Origin of the sequence: Vibrio cyclitrophicus (assembly GCF_024347435.1) — a bacterium.
Classification (GTDB): domain Bacteria; phylum Pseudomonadota; class Gammaproteobacteria; order Enterobacterales; family Vibrionaceae; genus Vibrio; species Vibrio cyclitrophicus.
In genome coordinates, this window is sequence record NZ_AP025480.1 from 602,070 (window position 1) to 625,549 (window position 23,480).

Sequence of the window (23,480 nt, forward strand, 5' to 3'; positions counted from 1 at the left end):
AATCCTTTTAGTCTCACGGTCTCAAGCCTGTAAAGACTTGAGACCGGAGCTGTTCGTTAAATTGCGTGACTAGCCTAGAACAACGACAACATCATTCACGCTGCCTTCTGTTTGTACTGGGATTGCACCTTCAACTGACTCACCGTTGATAGTGATAGAGGCTACACCTTTGCTTACTGCATTAGGGTTTTGCACCGTGATGTTGTAAGTTGCACCGCGCCATTGACGAGTGACCTCAAACTCTGGCCAATCAGTCGGGATACAAGGATCTACAGTTAAGCCTTCGAATCCGGTGCGAACACCAAGAATGAAGTTGGTTACCGCAAAGTAAGCCCAGCCCGAGGTGCCTGTTAACCATGGGTGGTTTGCACGGCCGTGGTCTTGGTGGTCTTTACCCATGATGAACTGCACGTACGAATATGGTTCCGCGTAACGTGTTTCAATCATGTCGTTTTGGTTATAAGGGTTAAGCGCATCGTAGAATTTCATCGCACGGTCGCCACGGCCAAGCTTCGCCTCTGCTACCCAAGCCCATGGATTCGGGTGAGAGAAGATAGCACCGTTCTCTTTTACGCCTTGGTAAACGCGAGTTACAAAGCCGATATCATCGTTTGGTGTTGCGAATGATGGAGAGTTTAGGTGTAGGCCGTATTCAGAAAATAGGTTCTCATCAACTGCGTCCATTGCTTTCTCGCCACGTTCTTGAGATACCGCGCCAGAGAGAACCGCTAACGTGTTTGATTCAAGGTGAACTCGACCTTCAGCTTGTTGAGCGGTACCGATCTTGTCGCCATTTTTAGTTAGACCACGGATGTACCAACCACCCTCGTCATCCCAAAGGTGCGTTTCACACGCTTCGTGAACGTTAGCTGCCATTTCAGTGTATTTAGTAACGTCAGCATCGTTATTGCGGAACTTAGCCAGGTCTAAGAACTCTTGAAGAGCCCAGAAGTGTAGGAATGAAACCATAGAAGATTCACCGCCACCTAGATTCAGACAGTCATTCCAGTCTGCGCGAAGACCCTTACAGATACCTGTTTGACCTACGTATTCTGCAGAGAAGTTAAGTGCGGCTTTCATGTGTTCGTAAACCGTTGCTTCGCCACCATCTGCGTATGGAATCACTTCGTCAAAGAAATCGTGTTCACCGGTTTCCATCACGTACTTGATGATGGTAGGTACGATCCATAAGTGATCATCAGAACAGGTATCGTCAATGCCGTGGATCTTGTCGTCATCTGACGGCGTTGGAACAACCGTTGGTGATTTTGAAGGTTCAACGTCAGCTTTCTCTGGATCGAACCAGTCAGGATCGAACAAGTGTAGACCGTAGCCCGCTTTCACTTGGCCGCGAAGCAGGTCGATAATACGCTTCTTGGTCATTTGTGGGTTGGCATGAGGCACTGAGATCGCATCTTGCGCAGTATCACGGTAACCAAGACCAGTACGACCGCCAACTTCGATGAATGATGCAAAGCGTGACCAAACCACACAGGTTTCCGCTTGGTATAGCGTCCACGTGTTGATCATGGTGTCTAAGCCTTCGTTTGGCGACTTAACTTGGAATTTGTTGCAACGCTCGTCCCAGTGATCTTTGATGCCTTGGAACGCCGCATCTACGTTTGCTGTGTCTTGGTACTTCTCGCGGAGGCGTTCACCGTTGCCTTTACCTATACCTAGTACATAAGCAAAGCGAACTTCTTCACCCGGTTGAATCGTAAATTGCTTGTGCAGAGAACCACAGTGGTTGTAACAAGTTTGAGCACTGTTAGAACATTTACCGTTCTCAACGGCAATTGGGTTTGCTTCGTCACGGTACATGCCAAGGAAGTTGTCACGCTGACCATCGTAGCTGTCTGGAGAGAAGGTTGATGCTAGGTAGTAGAAGCCTTCAAAGTCGTTGGTGTTGTAGTACAGGTCGTATTCCAACACTCCTTCTTGGTAAGACGTGCCCGCAGAGTACAAAGACATCTGGTGGTTCTGGTTATCCGATTGGATGTGGCTGAATGAGAACTCAACAAATGAGAATGTGCTGATGGTTCTTGGCTTGTCGGTGTTGTTCTTCAGTACGACATCCCAAACTTCTGCATCTTCGCCCTTAGGAACGAATAGCGTTTTGGTTGCCGTAATACCGCTGTATTCACATTTGAACTTTGAGTATGACAGACCATGACGAACTTCGTAGTTCGCTTCATCTAGGCTTTTTGCCACTGGTTGCCAAGAGATAGACCAGTAATCACCCGTCTCATCATCACGCAGGTAAACATAGTGTCCTGGACGGTCAAAGGTGCCATTTGGACGGAACTTAGTAACACGGTTGTATTCCGGAGAATTGTAGAACGAATAACCGCCCGCATTGTGCGAAATTACGGTACAAAACTTTTCAGTACCCAGGTAGTTGGTCCATGGTGCTGGTACATCAGGGCGAGTGATGACGTATTCGCGATTGTCGTTATCGAAATAGCCGTATTTCATTGTCATTTCCTTTTTAACAAACTGCATCTATGCAGCTAATTTTTAAATAGTGATGCTGAGTCTTATCTGACTGAGCACCTTAATTTGAGTCAGCAACCGCTCGATGTGAGTGTCGCTTTGGTTTGTTTTATTGACCTTTCCAAGGGTTGCGATAATCAACATTGAGTCTGTCGAGTAATGGCAGATGCCCCTTTAGGCGAGATAGGTAATCTAGCCAGTTTCGGTTGTTTTTATGTGTCCAACATCCTTCAGATAAAGCGCTAATTCTTGGGAATACCATATAATCCATACGCTTTTGGTTGGTGACGATCTCACACCATAGAGCACACTGAATTCCGCGGATCCGCTTACGAATTGGGTCGGTGTCGGATATCTCAGCAAGTGCTTCGTAGTTATAAGCTTGTTCTAATGGGATAACGGCAGCCCAATCGACGCCCGGTTCTTCCGGTGCATAATCTTGGGTCATGTCGAGATAGGTAAATTGTGCCGGTTGCAACACCACATCAAAGCCTTGGCGAGCGCAATTCACTGCTGCTTCTTCACTGAGCCACGAGTAGATGATGGTCTCTTTACTGACTTTGTCGCCGTGTTGCGCTTCTTCCCAGCCCACCATGCGCTTGCCAAGTTGCTTGAGTTTGTTCTCGGCATAACGGAATAGGTGGCCTTGTAAGTCTTTGCTGTCTTGATATTTATGCTCTTTCATCAGAGCTTGAGCTGCAGGGCTGTTAGTCCACACACCCGGTGGTACTTCGTCTGCACCCATGTGAATCAATTCGCTGGGGAATAGCTCTGCGACTTCTTCAATAACCGCATCTAAGAATTGGTAAGTGCCTGGCAAGCCAGGGTTTAGGACATTGTCGTTGTAGTGCTGAATACTCTTGTATTGAGTGGTGTCAGCTTGTTCTACCAGCATGTCAGGCAGTGATTTGATCGCGGCGCGGCAGTGACCTGGGATGTCAATCTCAGGGATTACAGTGATGCTACGCTGCTCTGCGTATTCAATGACTTCGCGAATCTGTTGTTGCGTGTAGAAGCCGCCATAGTTGTCAGCAAGGTGTGTGTATTGCGGTTCTAGTGCATGGTCAGGGCCACGCCAAGCACCGATTTCAGTAAGTTGAGGTAGGCTATTGATCTCAATTCGCCAACCCTCATCATCGGTTAAGTGCCAATGAAAGACGTTGAACTTGTAGTGCGCGAGTTGGTTGATTAAGCGTTTCACTTGCTCCACTGAATGGAAGTGACGAGCGCAATCCAGCATCATGCCTCGGTATTTGAAACGAGGCTGATCGACGATTTTGCAACATGGAACAGAGAAGTTCTTGGCATCCAGTTGTTGTACCAACTGAATCAAGCTTGCTACAGCGTGTGTGAAGCCCGATTGGCTGCCTGATTCAACCATTATTTGTTGTGCCGTGACGGTGAGCTTGTACTCGGCTTCGTCTAACGTCGGGTTGCTGCGAAATAGAATGTCGCCGCTTTCGTCTTTTGAAAATTCAGTTGAAAGCTCATTCGAAATCGACAGTTCAAAGGTAGAGAGCAATTCTTGTTGCAGCCAAGATAACGCCTTATCAGCAAGTTGAGATTGAACCTCAATCTTGCATTCGCTACTTAGTGCGAAGCTACCTAGCTGAAGTTCGATCTGATTTGGCTGAGGAATTAATGCAATTTCAGCAGCGTTAACTTCAGGTATTTGGTTGCGTTCACGGTATGGCGAAGCCAAAAAAATCGGTGATATCGCGACAGGCAGTACCGATGTTTCTCCATCATGATGTGATTGGATAAATGCATCATTAAGGCCATCAGAATAGAAGCGAAATGGGGCGCTTTGAATACTGAATTCAAGGTAGTAGTGGTTGTTCGCCTTTAACACCGGAGAGCTTGGTTTGAACGAGCAAAAGCTTCCAACTTGAGTCAGTTCACCTTGAGATAGACTCTCCGGAAGGATGAATCGGTCAAAGGCAAAATACAGTGACCAATCTTTTACGTCGAGGTCACTTAAGTTATGTACCGTAAGGCCAAATCGGCAGTTATTTTTTTGTTCAGAAAGAACAGCTAAGTCGATGCGATAATTCATATAACTTCCCTGCTAAGCCTGTTGATACAAGTTGTGTTGTGGTTTTCCGGCAAACATCAATGCGCCTTCAATAGCGTCAAATTGAGGTTCAACGATCCATTGTTGTACTGGTGGTGATAGCCAGTTGAGAATGCGCTCAGCGATACTGCCCATCAGGCATACCTTGTCTGCACCTTTGCGATGAAGTGCTAGCACAAACATTTCGATATCAGCTGCGGTTTGCTTGAGCATCTCGATAGCCAGCTCATCGCCTTCGTTAGCGAGTTGAAAAATCACTGGCGAGAATTGACCGTAGTCTTTTGGAATGGCGCCTTTTGACCACGCCACGATCGCATCAACATCATTGTCAAAGTGGTTCATCACGTGTTGAGTCAGTGGGGTTTTGCTGCGAATACCGTCTTCTGCTAACAGGACTTGTTGAATTAAGCGAAGGCCCATCACTGCGCCGCCACCTTGGTCTGAAATTGGAAATTCACGACCGCCAACCACATGTTGTTCGCCGTTGTTTAGGTAGATGCCACATGAACCTGTACCACCAATCATGATCGCGCCGTTTTGGCCATTGTGGGCGCCAATACAAGCACCGTAAGCGTCAGTGTTGAGCGTCATACTTGCGAAAGGGTGTGGTTGAGCCATGAAATCGAACCATGCCGACTTTTGCTCAGCGCCAGCCAGTGCAAGGCCGACATGTATATTGGAAAAATGATTTGAGTCGAGTTGCCCTTGTTGTGCCGCTTGAGTAATCGCATCAACAATTGAGCTCATCGCAACATCAACACCCAAAAGGATGTTGGCACTGCCACTTTTTGCTTCACCAATGAGTGTGCCTTGGTCATCACGAATACGCGCACGACAAGAAGTGCCACCACCATCAATACCTACGTAGTAAATAGTCATGAATATTGCTCCTTACGTTGCGATAGGTAATTGAATTGCGCAGCGGTCGCGAGCAAATACCACGCCCCATGGGGGATCCATTGCTCACCCCAGCGCCAGTTTTGAAGCATGTCGTCTTTCTGTGCTGGTGGGTTGAATGCGATGTCTTGTTCATCTTCGAACCCAGCCGTGATGCCGTTGCAGACACCACCTTTTGCATTGAAGAAGCCAAGCTGTGGTAGATAATCTGGGTTGTTATGGCCGTGACCATCGAGCATACACATGTGATATGGGTTGAGACCTAAGATCCAATCAAGGCTGTTTTGTGAAAGCTGGATTAAACGCTTTTGAAGTTCGCTATCTTGAATATGTGGTTGAACTAAGTACGCCATGGTTGCGATTGAACCAAGACGTGCGTTTTCGCCTTGCCACCAATAGCCCGTTTCATTTTTCTGAGCAACGAAGAAAGCATCGCGCTTATCACCATCAACATTTTTAACGTACTGTCTTGGGTAGCCAAATGGATTGATGACTTTGTCGGTAATATTGATTTCGAACTGACAGGCTTTTTCAACAACCGTGCGAGCTTGTTCTTTCAGAACTGCATTGGTTTCATTGTCGATGTACTCGCACAGAGCAATCACTGGAAGGCCTGCTTCTGCAGCATGGAAATAAGGGCGAGAGCCATCAGAGTTGGCCGACCAGAAGTGGGCAAATGAGTCATCGGATTGCTGACGAGCGATCAAGCGATTCGCCCAAGTTCTTGCTTCTGATAGGTACTGCTCGTCTTCTGTTACTCGGTACAGTTCATTTGCAGCGAGTAGGGCACAATATTCATCGATGATGTTTTCTTCGCCATCGTTTAGGTACTGCAGGTTATGTTCTTTTAGGTGCCAATAACCGTTAACGGCAGTTTCAAGGTAAGTTTGGCTCGAGTAACTGCCCGAGGTTTCAAGTTCAGATGCAGCAGCTAATGCGGCGATAGCAACGCCCGCACCTTGTCGATAGCCCGCTTGCAAGTCCGTTGATTTATGGCCTTCTTGAGTGGCATAAGCGCAGATGTCGCGCTGATTGATGTCTTTGCTCCACTTATCGAATACCGTCATATAGAAGTATCCAGCCGCGTCTTGCATGCGCACTAAGAAGTCGGCACCGAATAGGGCTTCTTCCGTCAGGCGAGTCATGGAGAATTTTGGGAAGTCAGGGTTATTGTTGGTTAAGCGCACGCTTTTAAGCATGTTCCAAACAACCATAGGAATCTGTTGAGGATTAAGGTAGTTGCCATAAGACAGGTGGCTAAAGTACTTACTCGCATCACCCGATGCGTCGTACCAACCGCCATGGACATCGACGTATCTGTCAGTGCCTAGAATTTGTGCCTGTTGATCTTTTTTGTCGAAAATACCGCCACAGCGTTGTGACTTAAAGTAATGAAGCACATCAGAAAACGTGTGGTTCATTAGTAGGTTGTTGCCAATCTCAAACACTTCTGAACGTAGGTTATCAAAGCGCAGGTAGTAGCGACCGGATTCGGTAAATGAACTGAAATCGATTGTGAATAATTGTCCTTGATGCCAGTTTGCTACGCGGCCTTGTTTTACAACATCAAAGTTGCCCACGGTAATATGGTTGTCGGCACACACTAATAATGCAGTCGTACTTGATAAGCGAGCTTTCTTAGTTTGTAAGATAGCCTGCTTTGGAGCCGTGGATTCGTAGCCAATATGGTTGGTCAATAACAGCATCAATACTCTCCAAAAGTCCTAGTTTCTTATGGCTAGGTACCTGAAATTTTTTAGGATAAATAGTTAGGGTCCGCAGACCCTAACGGGCATTTATTGCTTAGCTTTCGTGTAGGTAACAACGTACAAAGTGGTTATCGGCTAATTGCGTAACCCCTGGTAACTGCTCTTTACACTTATCCATTGCATGAGTACAACGACCTGCAAATGGGCAACCAGCTGAGACTGGTGTCCAAAGAGGGATTTCCCCTTTGTTACCTGCCAGTTTCTCGTGGATCGATTTCTTCGGATCTGGAACTGCCGAAACCAATAGCTGAGTGTAAGGGTGTTGAGGGTCAGCAATAACGTCATCGGTATCGCCCCATTCCACCATGTGTCCTACGTACATCACTGAAAGATCTTCAGCGATGTAACGAGCGGTTGCGATATCGTGAGTGATGTAAAGAAGAGACATTTGCTTCTCAAATTTCATCTCTTCCATTAGGTTTAAAACACCAGCACGAATCGATACATCAAGCATTGACGTAGGTTCATCGGCTAATACAACTTCTGCACCTACTGCGATATTACGAGCTAGGTTGACACGTTGACGCTGACCACCAGAGAGTTGGTGAGGGTACTTCTCTGCCGTTGCTTGTGGTGGTACTAAGCCAACTTGCTCTAGAAGATCGTACACACGCTCCTGTAACTCTTTCTTGTTACCTGGAGATACTTTTTTGTGGATCAACAATGGTCGAGCAATGTGGTGGAAGATGTTATGTGTTGGGTTCAGGGAACCAAACGGGTCTTGCCATACCATTTGCACGCCTTCACGGTAATGCATAAGATCTTTTCTGCTTGAGATCTCTTGGATATCACGGCCTTTGTATTCGATTGTACCGCCCGAAGGCGCGTACATTTTTGCGATCATTTTTGCTGTTGTTGATTTGCCTGAACCAGACTCACCAACCACCGCTAGACCGCGGCTTTTGTACATCTTGAATGACACGTCGTTAATCGCACGCATCATTGGGGTTTGAATTGTGGTACTGCTTATTGGGAAGTCTTTTACGACATTCTTGCCTTCTACCAATAATTGACCGAAATCTTTGCTCATAATTGTCTCCAGAATCCTTATTCGCTTTGCTTGCATTTCGGTGGTCGAACCGCCTTATTCGTTATTCACGCTGAATCAGCGTGCAAGCTATAGCTTCCTTTGTACTATTGGGTCACCGTACAGGTGGCAGTTAGACAAATGCCCCGGGTCGATAGAACGCAGCTTGGTTGGTACCTTGGTACACGTTTCATGTACACGGTCACAACGAGCTTGGAAACGACACCCTTCAGGAATCTCTAACAAGTTCAGAGGGTTGCCCGGAATGCCCGCTAGTTTTGTCTTTGGCCCTGTTAGTGGAGGGAAAGAACTACCCAGCCCTTTGGTGTAAGGGTGGTAAGGGTTTTCTAGAATATCTTGAGCATTAGCAACCTCGATAAGCTCACCTGAATACATGATGCCGATGCGGTCAGAGAACTCGACCATCAATGACAAATCATGGGTGATGAACAGAATCGAGAAGCCAAACTCTTCTTTCAGTGCATAGATCTTTTGTAGGATCTCGCGCTGAACAACCACATCAAGCGCGGTCGTTGGCTCATCCATAATGATCAGCTTTGGATTCAATGCTAACGCGATAGCAATAACCAAGCGCTGACGCATGCCGCCAGAGAATTGGTGAGGGTAGTCACTCAATCGGCTCGGGTGAATATCTACGATTTCAAGTAAACCTTCAGCGCGTTGCTTAGCTTGCTCACGAGTCATGTTGGTGTGACGCATAATTACGTCACAGAACTGCTCTTCCATTGGTAATACAGGGTTGAGTGCGTTCATCGCACTCTGGAATACCATCGACATCTCGCTCCAACGGAACGCTTGCATACGGTCATCACTGTATTCAAGAATGTTCTCACCATTGAAGATAACCTCACCACCACTGATGTAAGCGGGTGGCTTATGTAGACGCATAAGAGAGAAAGCAACGGTTGATTTACCACAGCCAGATTCACCAGCTAGGCCAAATACTTCACCTGGAGCAATGTCGAAACTTACGTTGTTACACGCACGAACATCGCCAGACTCTGTGATGTAATCCACGCATAAATTGCGGATAGAAATTAGTGGTTCAGACATGATTATTTATCTCCGCTCCAAAGTGCATTTTGTGGTGGTAGTTCTGGTTCACGTTCTTCTTTGTCTTGTGCTGCTAATTTCTTCCAACGCTTCATGCCTTTGTGAGAACGCAGTTGCGGGTTGGCAATTTCATCGACAGCGAAGTTAAGTAGAGCAAGACCAGTTACAAGTAGTGTCAGTGCGATACAAGGAGCCAATAGTTCCCACCAAGCGCCAATCAGCATTGATGAAGAGGTTTGAACGTTGTAAAGCATGATGCCCCAGCTGATTGTGTTCGGGTCACCAAGACCTAGGAACGAAATCGTTGCTTCCATCATGATTGCGTACATCACCGAACCGATGAAGCTCGCGCCAACGATAGAGATAAGATTTGGAAGAATCTCTACGAAGATAATACGGAATGAAGATTCACCCAGAACTTCAGCGGCTTTTACAAACTCCTTTTCACGCAGTGCTAAGGTTTGGGAACGAACAACACGAGCGCCCCAAGCCCAGGACATAAAGCCGATAACCAAGGTTATGGTGAGTGGCCCTGCCTCACCGATAAAGGCTGCAACTACGAACAGTAATGGGTATTGAGGAATAACCAACATGATATTCATTGCGGCTGTCAGAACATCATCGACACGTCCGCCAAAGTAACCCGCAGAAACACCGATCACTGTTGCAAGTAAACATACGGTAAGACCTGCACCAAAACCTACAGCAAGAGATACGCGTGCGCCGTATACCACTTGTGACCAAACGTCACGACCCATACGAGTTGTCCCCAGTACGTGGTCAGCCTTCTTAGACATTATCAACGTACGACGATCGTCTGCTAGGTTTTGAGCAACCCAGCCATCAGGGTTAGTTTGTGCAGACTTCACCACGAAGCCAGGGTATTCGTGTGGATTACCTGTACGCTTGTCTGGAACATGTTTTGTGATCAATGGAGCCGCAATAGCACCAAGAATAAAAATACTTAGGATGATGACGCCTGTTAGGGCCATCGGGTTACGCCAAATGAGTTTTAGAATATCTTTCATGATTATTTACCACCCTTACGAAGACGAGGGTCAAGAACAACGTAAAGCATGTCTGCAACTAAGTTAAAGAACAGCATGAATAGCGTCATGATAAGCAGTTGACCTTGCAGTACTTGGTAGTCACGAGCGTTAATTGCGTTGAAAAGTACGCTGCCAAGACCTGGGTAGTTAAAGATGATTTCGATAATCAACTGACCACCGATTGCCATACCTAGTGACATCGAAAGTGCCGTCACACTTGGTAGCATCGCGTTACGAGCTGCGTAGTTGAATACTACTCGGTTTTCGCTCAAGCCTTTGCCTTTCGCCATGGTGATGTAGTCTTCAGCTAGCAGGTTGATCATGTTGTTACGCATGTTTACTAGGAAGCCACCAATCTGAACAATAGATGCACATAGCAAAGGTAAGAAGGCGTGGAAAGCGACATCTTTAATGAATGCCCAGCTTGTCCAATCCGGAATCGTACCTGCGGTATAGGCGTAGCCGGTTGGGAACCATTTCAAGCCGATTGCGAAAGTAAACAGCGCAATCATGGCAATAACAACTTGAGGAACAGCTTGGAGAATTAGCATCCCTGGAGTTACAAATGCATCGTATTTACTGCCGCGTTTCCATGCTGCGAAAATACCTAGGATTGAACCAATAGAGAAAGAAAGAATAACCGCTGTGCCAGCTAAGAAAAGCGACCAACCGAATGCACCACCCAGCAGTGTATTTACTGAAAGTGGGTAGAATTGGATTGATGTACCAAGCTCCCAGCTAAGAATGTTCTTCATGTACGCCACGTATTGAACTAATAAGCCGCCATCAACGAAGCCTAATAATTCTTTCATTGCAGCAATACGTTCAGGAGTAACTTGAACAGAAGCGTTCGCAAACATCATGGTAACTGGGTCACCAGGCATTGCTCTTGGAATAATAAAGTTTAACGTCGCTGCAACTAATAGCGCGACAAAATAAAATGACAAACGTCTTAAAAAATAACCCATAACTCACACCTTACTCACCCAGATTGTTTCCCTGTTTCTGGATTCAGGTCGCTCCTAGCGAAATTTGGAACGAAAAATCCCCTGACGACTAGCGCCATACTTTCAATTGATAGTGTGGGGATTTTTATAAGCGGCGTAAGAGGTTACGCCGCAAAGATTGAACGATTACTTATTTAACTGGTTTTAGGTCCAGTACATGAAGTAGACGCTCTGGAATACCAGCCCAAATGTTTGGACGGCCTTTTGGATTTTCTTCGTTCCACCAACCAGTGAATCGAGTTGTGTTGTATTGGTACATGTAAGCACCAGACATCACAGGGATTGTTACTTGGTCTGCAGCGATAATTTGCTGGATGCCATGTGCAATATCTAGCTGTTCGTTCTTATCAGCTGTTTTGTAGAAGCTGTTTAGGAGACCATCCAGCTTGTCGTTTTTGTAGAAGTGCATAGCGAAACGAGGCATACCATCACCAGATTGTAGTGATGAGTTGTAAGCACTATTCCAGTAAGTGTATGGATCCGCACCGTGGAAGTAGTTTGTGTATGCTACGTCGTATGTACCTTCAAGCATTGCTTGGTTGTAAACAGAGAAGTCAGGTGTACGAGCTTTCGCTTTAATACCGATTTCGTTCAGTTGTTCTACCGCTAGTTGAACTGTGTTGTTGAAGTCAGTCCAGCCGTTTGGCGATTGAATCATTAGTTCGAAAGACTTGCCAGATGGAGTGTCAACAAAACCATCTTTGTTTACATCTTTGAAGCCTGCGTCAGCAAGAAGCTTCTTCGCGCCTTCAGCGTTGTAAGTGTTGAAACCTTTGTACTTGTCATGAGTTTTTTCATCAGACCAAGCTTCAAAAGCGTAACCAAGACCCGATGCGAAATCGTTCACAGTACCGCCACCGTAGAATGCGATATCGATGATAGTTTGACGGTCAAGAGCCATAGAGAAAGCACGACGGAATTCAACGTTGCTCAATGCTTCATGCTTTGCAGCATCAGGGTGCTTGAAGTTAACGATGAATGCCTGTGTACCTGCTGGCGGGTACCAGTAGTGGTGTTTCGGGCTAGCTGCTGCGTATGTACGGTCGATATCTGGAACGAAAGAAGATGTCCAGTCCATTTCACTGTTTACAACTTTACCTAGGAACTGGTCGTTGTTCGCAATTTGTGGAACACGTAGACAGTCAACATCTAGGTTGTCAGCATCCCAGTAGTTCGGGTTTTCACACTGAATGTAAAGTTGAGCTGTAAACGTATCGATTTCTGTAAATGGACCAGAACCCACTGGATTTTCATTAGTGAAAGTTGATGGGTCTTTAATGTCTTTCCAGATGTGCTTAGGTACTACTGGTACTTTAGCAATCTCATAAGGTACGTTCGAGTTTGCTTCTGTTAGGCTGAACTTAACTTGGTGATCGTTCAGTTTTTCTACAGAAGTTACCCAAGAGTTGATACCAGACTGGTCAAGCTCTGGCTTCTCTTTTACAAGGTTGAAAGAAAAAACAACATCATCAGCAGAGAAAGTTTCTCCATCAGACCATTTAACACCCTTACGAATGTCGAAAACAACACTCATCAGATCATCTGACATCTTGAAGTTTTCAGCTAGACGGAACACTGGAGTGTTACCGTGCATTTCGTTAAATACTACTAGCGGCTCATACATGAAGTCAGTTGTAGTATGTAGGTTAGTAGCACCAAGGTACGGGTTAAAGTTACGTACGAATGTAGTGTACTCTTTCGGGTGAACGGTCAGTTCGCTGCGTTCTGCAGCAGTTGCTACTGATGCAAAACCTGTAGTAGCAGTTGCAATAATTGCTGTTGCTAGTGCTGTTTTTTTTATATTGGCAAGCATAGCTGTTCCTTACTATTTGCTTTCATTTCGCTAATGGATTGAATGTTATCTGTTGCTAATTGTTTAGTAGATACACACTCTAGTTAAAGGCCTACCTCTTCTTCGTTGCTCCAGATTCATCGTTGATTCTGAGAAGTGGTAAGAGTGGCCTGTAGGCCTTTGGCAGGAGTAAGAAAACACCTTATCGATGAATTAATCAAACTCGTTTCCCGTCAAAAACGTTAAAAACACACAACCCCACGTCATTAACGTCAAAATAGGGCGGATTGATGGTTTTTTGCGCGCAATTGTTAGAGTGATGTGACTCGCAGTTGAATTTGTAGTGATACTTAATTGTTAGTACTTACTTACTTGAGGTTCATTTTATTATAGGGGGTTGTTTGGTTTTGATGTAATTGTAGATCTTGGTCACTTGCTAATTTTACGTTAAATTTCTCTAGAAAATTAAATCTGCCGTTCTGTTGTGACTCGCTTCTCAAACTGCAACAAAGAGTAGGGGAATAGTGAAATTCAGCCAAGAATAAGCTTAAAAATAGCGGTTGAACTAGTGATTGTTTAAGCTTGAGTAACGTGTCATTTTGCTTGTTTAATATCGTGAAAGAAGTGTATTTGAATAGACGTTATTGTGCTTTATCGCAAATGATACTCACAAAAAAGCCCACGCTAGGTGGGCTCCATGATTCACAGTGTTGTGATCTTACTTCAAGGTTAACTAGTCAGTAGTTTCTGTAGTTTATCCCTTAGCATCTCAATATGAGTTCTTTCTGGTGTTTGTTCTTTACAGTGCTCAAGTATGAATTCGATTGAGCTTAGTACCGTTCGCCAGCGAGGCGTTTTCGGTAGGGTTTCGACGCGTAGGTATTTGTCTAGCGTTCGAGTTTGCAGGGTGCTGCGGTCTAAATAGACGCGCCACAACCCACTTTTCTCTGCGAAGGCAAACTTGGTTTCACCAGTAACAGACTCCCAGTAGATGATGGCATTAGTCATGACATCGACTAGTACTTCACGCATCAGTTCTTGTTTGTTTTTACCTTCACCGCTCGCTTTATCAGCAAGGCGAGTAAACTCACCGCCAAGTTCCTTGAGCTGTTGTAGTTTATCTTTGTCACCTTCAAAGGCGTAGCTTGAAAGTGCTTCAACCGCGGTTTCAAGATTATTAACTCGGTTTGAGTTAACACCACCACCCACATTAAAGATATACATTGTGTCGAGCCCTGAGCCTTCAGGTAGCTTAAGGATATCACTTGGTATGCGCTGACGTGTGTCATCTATGTAGATATCAATATCACCACAGTAATGGGCTTGTTCCACTTTAAGATATTTAGGCGCGATTATCTCGTCGGCCATTGAACGCTTGAGTTGTTCTTGTCCACGTCTAAATAGTTTCGCTGCCGCTTCGTTGGCGAAGCGAATACGTTGGTCATCACGAATACATATAATGGCTTCAGGGGCTGATTCTAGTTGTTCTAGCAGTCGACCTTGAGTTTCCAACAGGTTAGCTTCAACCATAGCTCTATGCTTGAGTTCCAGTTGCAGTTGGTCGTTTTCAAGGCGTCTCTGTTCGGCTTTACTTGCTGATAGATGCGCTGTAATTCGAGCGGCCAGTTCTTGTTTGTTGAACGGTTTAGATAAGTAGTCATTGGCACCTGCTTCGAAACCTCGAACACGGTCTTCTGCTTGGTTGAGTGCCGTTAGCATGATGATTGGTAACTGTGCATGATCGTATCGCTTACGAAGTGCTTCACAAACCTGATAGCCGCTCATACCTGGCATCATGATATCGAGCAGAAGTAGCTCTGGTTTCTCTTTCTCAATCAGTTCAATGGTTTCAGGGCCGTCACATGCGGTACGAACTCGGTAACCTTCCAATTTTAAGAAGCTGTCTAGCACGCGCAGGTTGACTGGCTCATCGTCAGCAATCACTAACAACGGACCATTAGGGTCTTCGTTGATAACACTGTTTTCTTGCTGAGAGTTATCAATTAAATCTGGCGCTTGGAAGTGTGAGTAGCTCCCTGATTCATTGTAACTATCCAATTCTTGTTGGGTAGCTAGAGGTAATGTGAAGCTGAAGGTTGTCCCAAGCATTGGTTGACTACTCACGTACAACGAGCCGCCCATTAGTTCAATGAGCTGACGGCTAATGGATAACCCAAGCCCTGCACCTTGGCGATAGTTACTTGAATCTTGGCCTGCTTGAATCAGTGGTTCAAAGATGTGTTCAAGGTATTCTGCTGGGATACCTTGACCTGTATCGACAACTTGTACACGAATGTTGTCGTCGATAACGCTTGCTGAGATAACAATCTTGCCTTCGGATGTGTACTTGATAGCATTGCCAACCAAGTTATACATGACTTGCTCAAGTCGTTGAGGATCGGATGAAACGAGCCCTAAATCACTCGGCACTTGGTTAATGATACGGATTGGTTTGTTACCTAACAGGTGATGAGATAACTCAAGTACCAAGCTGGTGGCAGCCGACAGGTCAACCGCTGACTTTTTAATGTCCAAGCTGCCATAACGCATTTTGTGATAATCGAGAAGATCATCAACCAATGTTGCCAATCTCTGACCACTATTGATGATGATATCCAGTTGGTATTTCTGGCTGGCAGGAATAGGGCCGTTGGCACCAGATATCAGCGCTTCAGCAATACCAACCATGCCATGCAATGGCGTTCTCAATTCATGTGAGGTGGTGGCTAAGAACTCATCTTTCAGTTTATTGGCCAGTTGCAACTCTTCGTTTTGCTTTTGAATGGTCTTAAGGTTGTCCTCTAGTTCATCGTTTTGGCTCTTGATCAGCTGCATTTTGTCACGAATCGATCGCTGCATTCTTTCGAAACTCACCGCCAAGCGACCTATTTCATCTTTGCGTTCGGTATTGATCATGGTTTCATCAAGATCTCCCGCCGAGACTTTCTCGGCAGCCCACGTCAGTTTAAGTAGTGGGGAAGTGATAAAGTTAGACAGATAATGCGATGCGACAAATACAAGAATGATCGCTGTTAGCATAACGATCACGAAGATCTTTTCTAGCTGATGAATACGAGCAAAGGCTTCTTTTTCTGGAAGTTCCACGACCAAAGCCCATGTTGCGTATTTAAGATCAATAGGAGTGTAGGCTGCGATGATCGCTTGATCTTGAGTGTTATCAAACGTCCCAACGGCTGTTTCACCGGCAAGTGCCTTATCGACAACATCCAAACTCAAATTAATCGACTCTTGTGAGTGCGCAAGGCTGCGAGGCAAGTGATCGTCACCAACCAAAAGGGTTTGAATATTTGAGCGCTTATTTAAATCGGCGATCAGCTTAGTAATGCCGTTAATCGGTAGTCTAAACATCGCATAACTGTGTAGATAGCCCTGTTGTACGATAGGCGCACCTAACCATGCGGTTTGTTTTCCGTCTTCGTCTTTAAAGTCGGAAACAATAACGGGCGTGTAATCTTCGTTGGATTTACGTTTGTCTTTTACGTCTTTTGCTAAGCGTTGAAAGGTAACACCGAGATTTGAATCTTTGTATTTTCCAGTCAGCAAATTGGTGCCGTAATCGTCATTTTTAAACACCGAATAAGCCACATTGCCGTTAATATCAACCAATAAGATATCGTCAAAATCGGAGCGTTTAAGCAGCTCTAGGTAAGCGTTATGGTAGCGCTTGTGCAGCAGACGATAACGTTCACTGCCTATAAAGCTGCTGGATTCTGGAAGAATCGATGTTTTAATTTGATCACCGGAGCCTTGGATGTAGCGTTGCTGAGCATTGCTACGTGCCTCGTCAATATCTAAACCGAGACGCTGGAAGGCGTTGATCAAACCATAAAAGCGTCCGCCACTGGCATTGGCCAATTCTGAGCGAACAAAGCCCATGACTTGGGATTCTTGAGCTTGCAGGTAATCGACAATTTGCTGCTGCTTAGTATCACGAACCGAAACAAGGTGTGAGGTGCTTTGTTCCTGAAGATCCTGACTGTGCGATTGGAGGAAAAATATCGCGATAAGTGTCACTGGTGTAATACTGAGGACAAGAAATGCCAACATTAGGGTATTTTGAAGGCGCTTAAACTTCTGCTTACGATAGAATCTAAACATAAATTGGGTACTACTTTCCTTTGATGTACTGCTAAAAGGGGCGAAAACAAGTACAGAGAATAGAATTAACGGGTTCCAATTTAACGAAATTAACGAGTTTTTTTACTTTGACAAGTAAGTGGTATTTAAAGCGTGTGCAAAAGCTCATTTTTATAGAATTTTGACAAAAACATGAGCAGACAGCGCAGATAATGACCCTGCGCTGTGCTAGATAGGTTATTTGTTTGCGTGATAGATCGCGAATTTAGTGGTCTTATTTAGAGTCGCGCATTTTCCAAACGCCTGTTCAATAATTGGAATATATTTTAAGAAACTGTTCGCAACAATAATCATTTCACCAGAACGCTTCAAATGCTTAGGAGCCTGAGCAAGTAAGGTCTCAGTCGCGCTGTAGCTAGTGTCCAAACCTGAATGGAATGGTGGGTTACTGATGATGAACTGGTAGTCTTCTGCAGTATCAGAATAGACATCTGAAGCGAAGACTTTACCCGTTAAACCATTCGCTTCGAGGGTCGCTTGGCTTGATGCGACGGCAAATGCACTGATGTCGCACATTTCTAGATCGATATCAGGGTGACGAGATGCCATTACTGCGCCCAGTACGCCTGCACCACAGCCAAAGTCGAGTACTTTGCCTTTTAGTTTTGGCAGGGTATCCAACAGAAGTTGGCTACCAACATCGAACTGACCGTGACTGAAGACGCCAGGCAGGCTTTTTACCGTCAGAGGTTGTTCATCAATGTTAACTGTGTAGGTCTTAAACCAGTCTTGCAGGTTGAACGCTTGTGGTTGCTCGAAGCATTGACCCCAGTAGAAAGAGCAACGACGTGCTGAATCGTATTTAACGACTTTGCCGTAAGGAGCAAACATCTTCTCGATGCTTTTCACGCCTGAACGGTTCTCACCAACCACGACGATCTCGGTATCTTTGCCTAGCTTGGCAAACAGCATCGCCAACAAAAATTCTGCTTCCGCTTTGGCTTTTGGCCAGTACAGCATCACTAAGTCAGCTTCGGTCTCTTCGGTAAACTCTGAACCGTAAAAGCGTTGGATGCTGCTATAACCTTCAAGCTGACGGTAGTAGCTGTAATTAGAGGTGAATACAGATACAGATTCACAATGCTTGGCTAACTCAACAGGGAACAAGTCTTCTGCCTCACCTGCAACTAAAACATGTTTGCCTTCAAAATAGGCGAGTTGGCGTTGAGCAATCTGGCTTGGGGCAATATAAGCTGACATAGGACACTCTGTTGAATCGTTAGCAAAAAATGAGGGCGGATTTTCGCATAATCCGCCCAAAGCTTGAAGTGTTTAATACTCGTTCGGCAACCAAGTTGTCGAACCGTTGATTAACTCTTGTCTTGCTGGTTTAAAAAGTCCTTAAACTCTTCATCGTAGATGTTGAATAGGACAATGGTAATCGCAAAAATCAGTGGGCCGTAGATAAGACCAATTAGGCCAAACAGTTGAATACCACCTAACAGTGAGAAGAAGATCATTAGGGTATTCATGCCTGCGCTGCCTTGCATTAGCAGCGGACGCAGAAGGTTGTCAATTGAACCAACGATCGCCACACAGTAAACCGTTAGGAAAATTGCCCACGTGGTATCACCCGTTAGGAACAAGTAAGTTGCAGCTGGGATCCAGATTAATGCGGTTCCCACAACTGGGATGAAAGAGGCAAAGCCCATCATAGTGCCCCAGAATAGACCTGGGAAACCAGCAATCCACATACCTAAACCGCCAGCAAAACCTTGCGCGATGGCGGTTAAGAATGAGCCCATTACTGCTGATTTAGATACTTGCTCTATCTCTGTTAGAAGTTTGTCTTCTTGGCTACGAGACAGCGGCAGAATATGACGAACCACACTGATGATTTTGTCGTGATCTCTTAATAAGAAGAACAGAACAAACAGCATCAAGAAGAAATCCATCAAGAAATTGGTCGCATCACCAAGGATTTTTGCACTGATACCAACCAGTTTTGAGCCGAAGCTGGTCGCAAATTCACCGACTTTCTGTGCGATGGATTGGGGATCAATGTTGTCAAAAGGTAGGTAGTTGTTGACGAACGACAAGGCTTTAACAACCAAAGGGTGTGCAAATAGAGTTTGAATGCCGCCATGTGTTACCCATTGGTAGGTGTTTTGAGAAAACAAAGAGCCTTGCTGCACAATCGCTGCAAACACGGCTAATAAAGGGATAACAATAATAAAGGTCAAGATTACACATGAAAGTAGCGAAACGACGTTTTCTTTATTAGGGATCTTCTTTTCAAGCCACTCATGGATTGGGAACATCAATAGTGAAATGATAAAGGCCATCACGATTGAGTTGACGTACGGCTCTATAAGCAAGTAACAAGCATAAGCCGCCGCAAGTAGGGCAATGATGATCACCCAGTGGCTAGTATTGATTTTGAGTTTTTCTGACACGTTAATGGTCTCTATATTTGCGTTCTGAGTTTATAATGGCTGCAAAACAGAGAGTTAGCAATGAGGAGTTTTGATTATGGGGTGCTGTAATAAAGATAAGAAATGCCAAGACGAAGAACAGCAAATAAAAAAAGAGATCCCTTGGTTCAGAATGTTCCTTGGTACCTTGATGCTGTTGGTTTTTCTTTTCTGGGAACGTTAATCGCTTTTGGTTCAGCTTTAGCCTTAATTGACGGCTAAAAAACTGTCATATTTGTGGCTAATGAACGCGATGTATAAAAAAGGGCTACATCTAATGCAGCCCTAAATTCAATCGGTTAGCGACTTATAAAGTGCTTTCGATTATTTACTTTCAGCAGCAATGATCGCAAGAGAGCGGTCAGCCGCTTCTAGTGTTGCATCCAGTTCTTTTGAACCATGAGCAAGAGAAGTAAAGCTTGCTTCGAATGCTGAAGGTGCAAGGTAAACACCGTGATCTAGCATTAGGTGGAAGAAGCGCTTGAAGCGTTCTACATCACACTTAGTTACATCTTCGTAGCAGGTTACTGTTTCTTGGTCTGTGAAGAAGAAACCAAACATACCGCCCACTTGATGAACTAGCATTGGGATGCCGTGCTTGTCAGAAAGTTGCTTGAAGCCTTTTGCCAACTGCTTAGTTTTTGAAGCTAGACGCTTTTCGTTGCCTTCTTCTCGTAGAAGGTTCAAACATGCGTAGCCAGCAGCCATTGCCACAGGGTTACCTGAAAGCGTACCTGCTTGGTAAACAGGGCCCGTTGGTGCGATGTATTGCATCACATCTTTACGGCCACCGAAAGCACCCACTGGCATGCCGCCGCCAATCACTTTACCAAGACACGTTAGGTCTGGCTTGATGTTGTAGTAAGCCTGAGCACAACCTTCAGCAACGCGGAAACCTGTCATTACTTCATCAAAGATTAGCAATGCACCTTCTTGGTCACAGATTTCACGTAGACCTTCGTGGAAGCCTTCGACAGGAGGGATACAGTTCATGTTGCCCGCTACTGGCTCTACGATGATACAAGCGATCTCGCCTTTGTTTGCTGCGAAGATTTCACGAACTGAATCTAGATTATTGAAGGTTGCTGTTAGTGTTAGTTTCGCAAAATCAGCTGGTACGCCAGGAGAGCTTGGTTGACCTAAAGTCAGTGCACCAGAACCTGCTTTTACAAGTAGGCTGTCTGCGTGGCCGTGGTAGCAGCCTTCAAACTTAAGAATTTTGTCACGACCAGTGAAACCACGAGCTAGACGAATCGCACTCATTGTTGCTTCTGTACCTGAGCTCACCATACGTAGCTGTTCCATCGATGGAACCATCTCAGATACAAGTTCAGCCATTTTGATTTCAGTTTCGGTTGGAGCACCGAAGCTAAGGCCGCGTTGAGCTGCTGCAATCACAGCATCACGAATAACAGCGTGGTTGTGACCAAGGATCATTGGACCCCAAGAGCCAACGTAGTCGATATACGCTTTACCATCAGCATCAAAAATAAGTGGGCCGTCAGCGCGTTCAACGAAGATTGGAGAACCACCTACGCCATTGAATGCACGAACTGGAGAGTTTACGCCACCAGGAATAGTTTGCTGTGCTTTTTCGTATAGCTCTGCTGATTTGGTCATTGATATATCCTCTTTTGACTGTCGGACCAATTGGCACGCATTGTACCTATCCACAATCCAAGTAGGAATGCTTTCGCCCAGATAATCACCCGAATCTGGTTGTTTTGTGTGGTTACACGTTTTAATTGTTAGATATTAGCGAGTTTACAGCAGTAAAAGGACCGATCCGGTGGTGAATACTTGAACGTTTCAGTCAGGTATTAGATAATCATCAGAATATAAGAAAATACTCAACAACTATGGTCTCGAATTAGATTTGTATCATGTTGTTTTTGACACAGGTAAGAGAGGTTGTCGTGAGCGAAGTAAATATCCCATTGTCTTTTTCTGATGCAGCAGCTACCCGCGTACAAACGCTAATTGCTGAAGAAGAAAACCCAGAACTAAAACTGCGTGTATACATTACAGGTGGTGGTTGTAGTGGCTTCCAATACGGCTTCACATTTGATGAAAAAGTAAATGATGGCGACACTACGATTGTAAACAGCGGTGTAACGCTAGTTGTTGACCCTATGAGCCTACAGTACTTAATGGGCGGCATGGTTGATTACACTGAAGGCCTAGAAGGCGCACGTTTCTTTGTAAACAACCCTAATGCAACAACAACATGTGGTTGTGGCGCATCATTTAGCGTATAGGCTGGCCCGAAAGTTAACTTGAGTTAAAAGTTATCTTGGAAATACTGTAAACGCCGAACTTATGTTCGGCGTTTTTGTTTATAAGAAAATCATTATATAAAACAGAGAGTAAGCTAATCTATTCAATTCGTTTAGCTTATAAAAACATTTACAATTTCGATGTGTAATATTTATCTCATCAGTTTGAATTATAGTAAACGCCATGTTTTTTAAATTGTCGATAGCGTCCAACTTCGATCGGTGTTGCTCTGTTAAGGTAACTCTTTGTGCATCAGGATGTTGTACATTACGTTGTGCAATAAAATCGCACACCTAAACCACATGGCACAAAAGGATTTGGTATGTCTACTCACTTTTCTGGCTCATCGCTTTCTCAAAAGTTCACGCAGCCTTGGTTAGTTTCACTTGCTCTTGTGATTTTATTGTCGATCTGGCTTGGCTTAGGAGTCGGGCAAGCGGAAGAGTCGCCGGCAAAAAAGTCGACAGAAATTCCGTTGGCAAAGGTATCCTTTCAAACATTCACCTCATCCCCGACCTTTAAAACGATTGATCTCTATGGAAGAACGGCGCCCGATCGGCATGCTCGTCTAGGTGCAGAAGTCGCGGGCAAGATTGTCAGATTGAATGTTGTTAAGGGCGATATGGTTAAAGCAGGGCAAGCCATTGCTCAGATTGATAAAGGCGACTTAGAGATTCAGCTGGAGCGAGCATCTGCGTTATATCGTTTGAAGCAAAAAGAATTCAAAGCAGCGCAGTCTTTGAAGAAAAGAGGGTTGCAAGGTGAGATCGCTTATACCACCGCTGAGGCATCCTTAACTGAAGCAAAAGCCATAATGCGCAATGCGGAGTTGGCTTTAAAAAATACTGTAATTACCTCGCCTTTTTCGGGTGTGGTTCAGGATTTGATGGTCGAATTGGGTGATTTCGTTGGGGTTGGCGATCCAGTCGCGGGCGTGATTGACCTTGATCCTCTGGTTATTGAGGCTGATGTCAGTGAGCGCCATATCCAACACCTGTTAGTCAATCAATCTGCTTTGGTCCGTTTGTTAGGAAGAGAAGAAGCGGAAGGTCGGCTGCGTTACGTCTCTCGAATATCTTCGGCCTCAACCAATACCTTCCCAATTGAGATTGAAATCGATAACTCCGATGGTCTGTTACCTGCCGGTGTCAGTGCTGAAGTAACCCTCAATCTAGAAACAAGAGACGCAATCAAGATAACACCGGCGATGCTGGCATTGGATGAGGCGGGTAACCTCGGGGTCAAAACCTTGGTCTCTGCTAGTGACTCACCAATGGTGAAGTTTGTGGGCATCCAATTAGTAAAGGCAGAACAAGATGGAGTCTGGCTTACTGGGCTAGGCCAACAAGTTGATATCATTACGGTTGGGCAAGGCTTTGTACGTGATGGTGATTCAGTGATTGCTATCGAGCAAAGTACTGAACTTTCTAAAGAGAAAGCTGAGTAGGA

Annotated in this window: 15 protein-coding genes; 2 read left to right on the forward strand and 13 right to left on the reverse strand. The window is 45.1% G+C overall.

All coding sequences use genetic code 11. The annotated features are described in order from the left end of the window. Positions 1-69: 69 nt before the first annotated feature. From OCW38_RS02905 to hemL, 13 genes are all read right to left on the reverse strand, one after another. A complete protein-coding gene (locus OCW38_RS02905) occupies positions 70-2,475 on the reverse strand; it encodes a GH36-type glycosyl hydrolase domain-containing protein (RefSeq protein ID WP_261895024.1) in 2,406 nt (801 codons plus the stop codon). Positions 2,476-2,602: 127 nt separating this feature from the next. Continuing rightward, a complete protein-coding gene (locus tag OCW38_RS02910) occupies positions 2,603-4,549 on the reverse strand; it encodes a beta-N-acetylhexosaminidase (RefSeq protein WP_016791603.1) in 1,947 nt (648 codons plus the stop codon). Positions 4,550-4,561: 12 nt separating this feature from the next. Beyond that, positions 4,562-5,446, reverse strand: coding sequence for an N-acetylglucosamine kinase (locus tag OCW38_RS02915; protein WP_010436031.1), 885 nt, complete (start codon positions 5,444-5,446; stop codon positions 4,562-4,564). Then, complete coding sequence (locus OCW38_RS02920) at positions 5,443-7,170, reverse strand: glycoside hydrolase family 9 protein (RefSeq protein ID WP_261895027.1); 1,728 nt, start codon at positions 7,168-7,170, stop codon at positions 5,443-5,445. The genes OCW38_RS02915 and OCW38_RS02920 overlap by 4 nt, the downstream gene beginning before the upstream one ends. A 97-nt stretch (positions 7,171-7,267) precedes the next feature. Beyond that, the gene (locus tag OCW38_RS02925) at positions 7,268-8,263 is read right to left on the reverse strand and encodes an ABC transporter ATP-binding protein (RefSeq protein ID WP_010436038.1); all 996 of its coding nucleotides are present in this window, start codon (positions 8,261-8,263) and stop codon (positions 7,268-7,270) included. Positions 8,264-8,350: 87 nt separating this feature from the next. Continuing rightward, positions 8,351-9,334, reverse strand: coding sequence for an ABC transporter ATP-binding protein (locus tag OCW38_RS02930; RefSeq protein ID WP_009847564.1), 984 nt, complete (start codon positions 9,332-9,334; stop codon positions 8,351-8,353). A 2-nt stretch (positions 9,335-9,336) separates the two neighbouring features. Continuing rightward, a complete protein-coding gene (locus OCW38_RS02935) occupies positions 9,337-10,362 on the reverse strand; it encodes an ABC transporter permease (RefSeq protein ID WP_009847563.1) in 1,026 nt (341 codons plus the stop codon). A gap of 2 nt (positions 10,363-10,364) precedes the next feature. Next, a complete protein-coding gene (locus OCW38_RS02940; RefSeq protein ID WP_010436046.1) occupies positions 10,365-11,351 on the reverse strand; it encodes an ABC transporter permease in 987 nt (328 codons plus the stop codon). 169 nt (positions 11,352-11,520) lie between these two features. Further along, entirely contained in the window at positions 11,521-13,203 is a 1,683-nt protein-coding gene (locus OCW38_RS02945) for an ABC transporter substrate-binding protein (RefSeq protein ID WP_016768984.1), read from the reverse strand. A 708-nt stretch (positions 13,204-13,911) separates the two neighbouring features. After that, positions 13,912-17,301 carry a response regulator gene (locus OCW38_RS02950; RefSeq protein WP_016787808.1) on the reverse strand — a complete coding sequence of 1,130 codons (3,390 nt, stop codon included), beginning with the start codon at positions 17,299-17,301 and terminating at the stop codon, positions 13,912-13,914. A gap of 216 nt (positions 17,302-17,517) precedes the next feature. Beyond that, positions 17,518-18,540 carry a 16S rRNA (guanine(1207)-N(2))-methyltransferase RsmC gene (rsmC, locus tag OCW38_RS02955; RefSeq protein ID WP_010436055.1) on the reverse strand — a complete coding sequence of 341 codons (1,023 nt, stop codon included), beginning with the start codon at positions 18,538-18,540 and terminating at the stop codon, positions 17,518-17,520. A gap of 110 nt (positions 18,541-18,650) precedes the next feature. Continuing rightward, positions 18,651-19,736 carry an AI-2E family transporter gene (locus tag OCW38_RS02960; protein WP_261895031.1) on the reverse strand — a complete coding sequence of 362 codons (1,086 nt, stop codon included), beginning with the start codon at positions 19,734-19,736 and terminating at the stop codon, positions 18,651-18,653. Positions 19,737-20,078: 342 nt separating this feature from the next. After that, positions 20,079-21,374, reverse strand: a complete 1,296-nt coding sequence (gene hemL, locus OCW38_RS02965) for a glutamate-1-semialdehyde 2,1-aminomutase (protein WP_261895033.1) — start codon at positions 21,372-21,374, stop codon at positions 20,079-20,081. Positions 21,375-21,670: 296 nt separating this feature from the next. Between hemL and erpA the strand changes: the two genes are divergently transcribed. Continuing rightward, positions 21,671-22,012 (forward strand): iron-sulfur cluster insertion protein ErpA, encoded by a 342-nt coding sequence (erpA, locus tag OCW38_RS02970; protein WP_004734539.1) that lies wholly within the window; start codon positions 21,671-21,673, stop codon positions 22,010-22,012. A 341-nt stretch (positions 22,013-22,353) separates the two neighbouring features. After that, a complete protein-coding gene (locus OCW38_RS02975) occupies positions 22,354-23,478 on the forward strand; it encodes an efflux RND transporter periplasmic adaptor subunit (RefSeq protein WP_261895035.1) in 1,125 nt (374 codons plus the stop codon). The last annotated feature ends 2 nt before the right edge of the window (positions 23,479-23,480 follow it).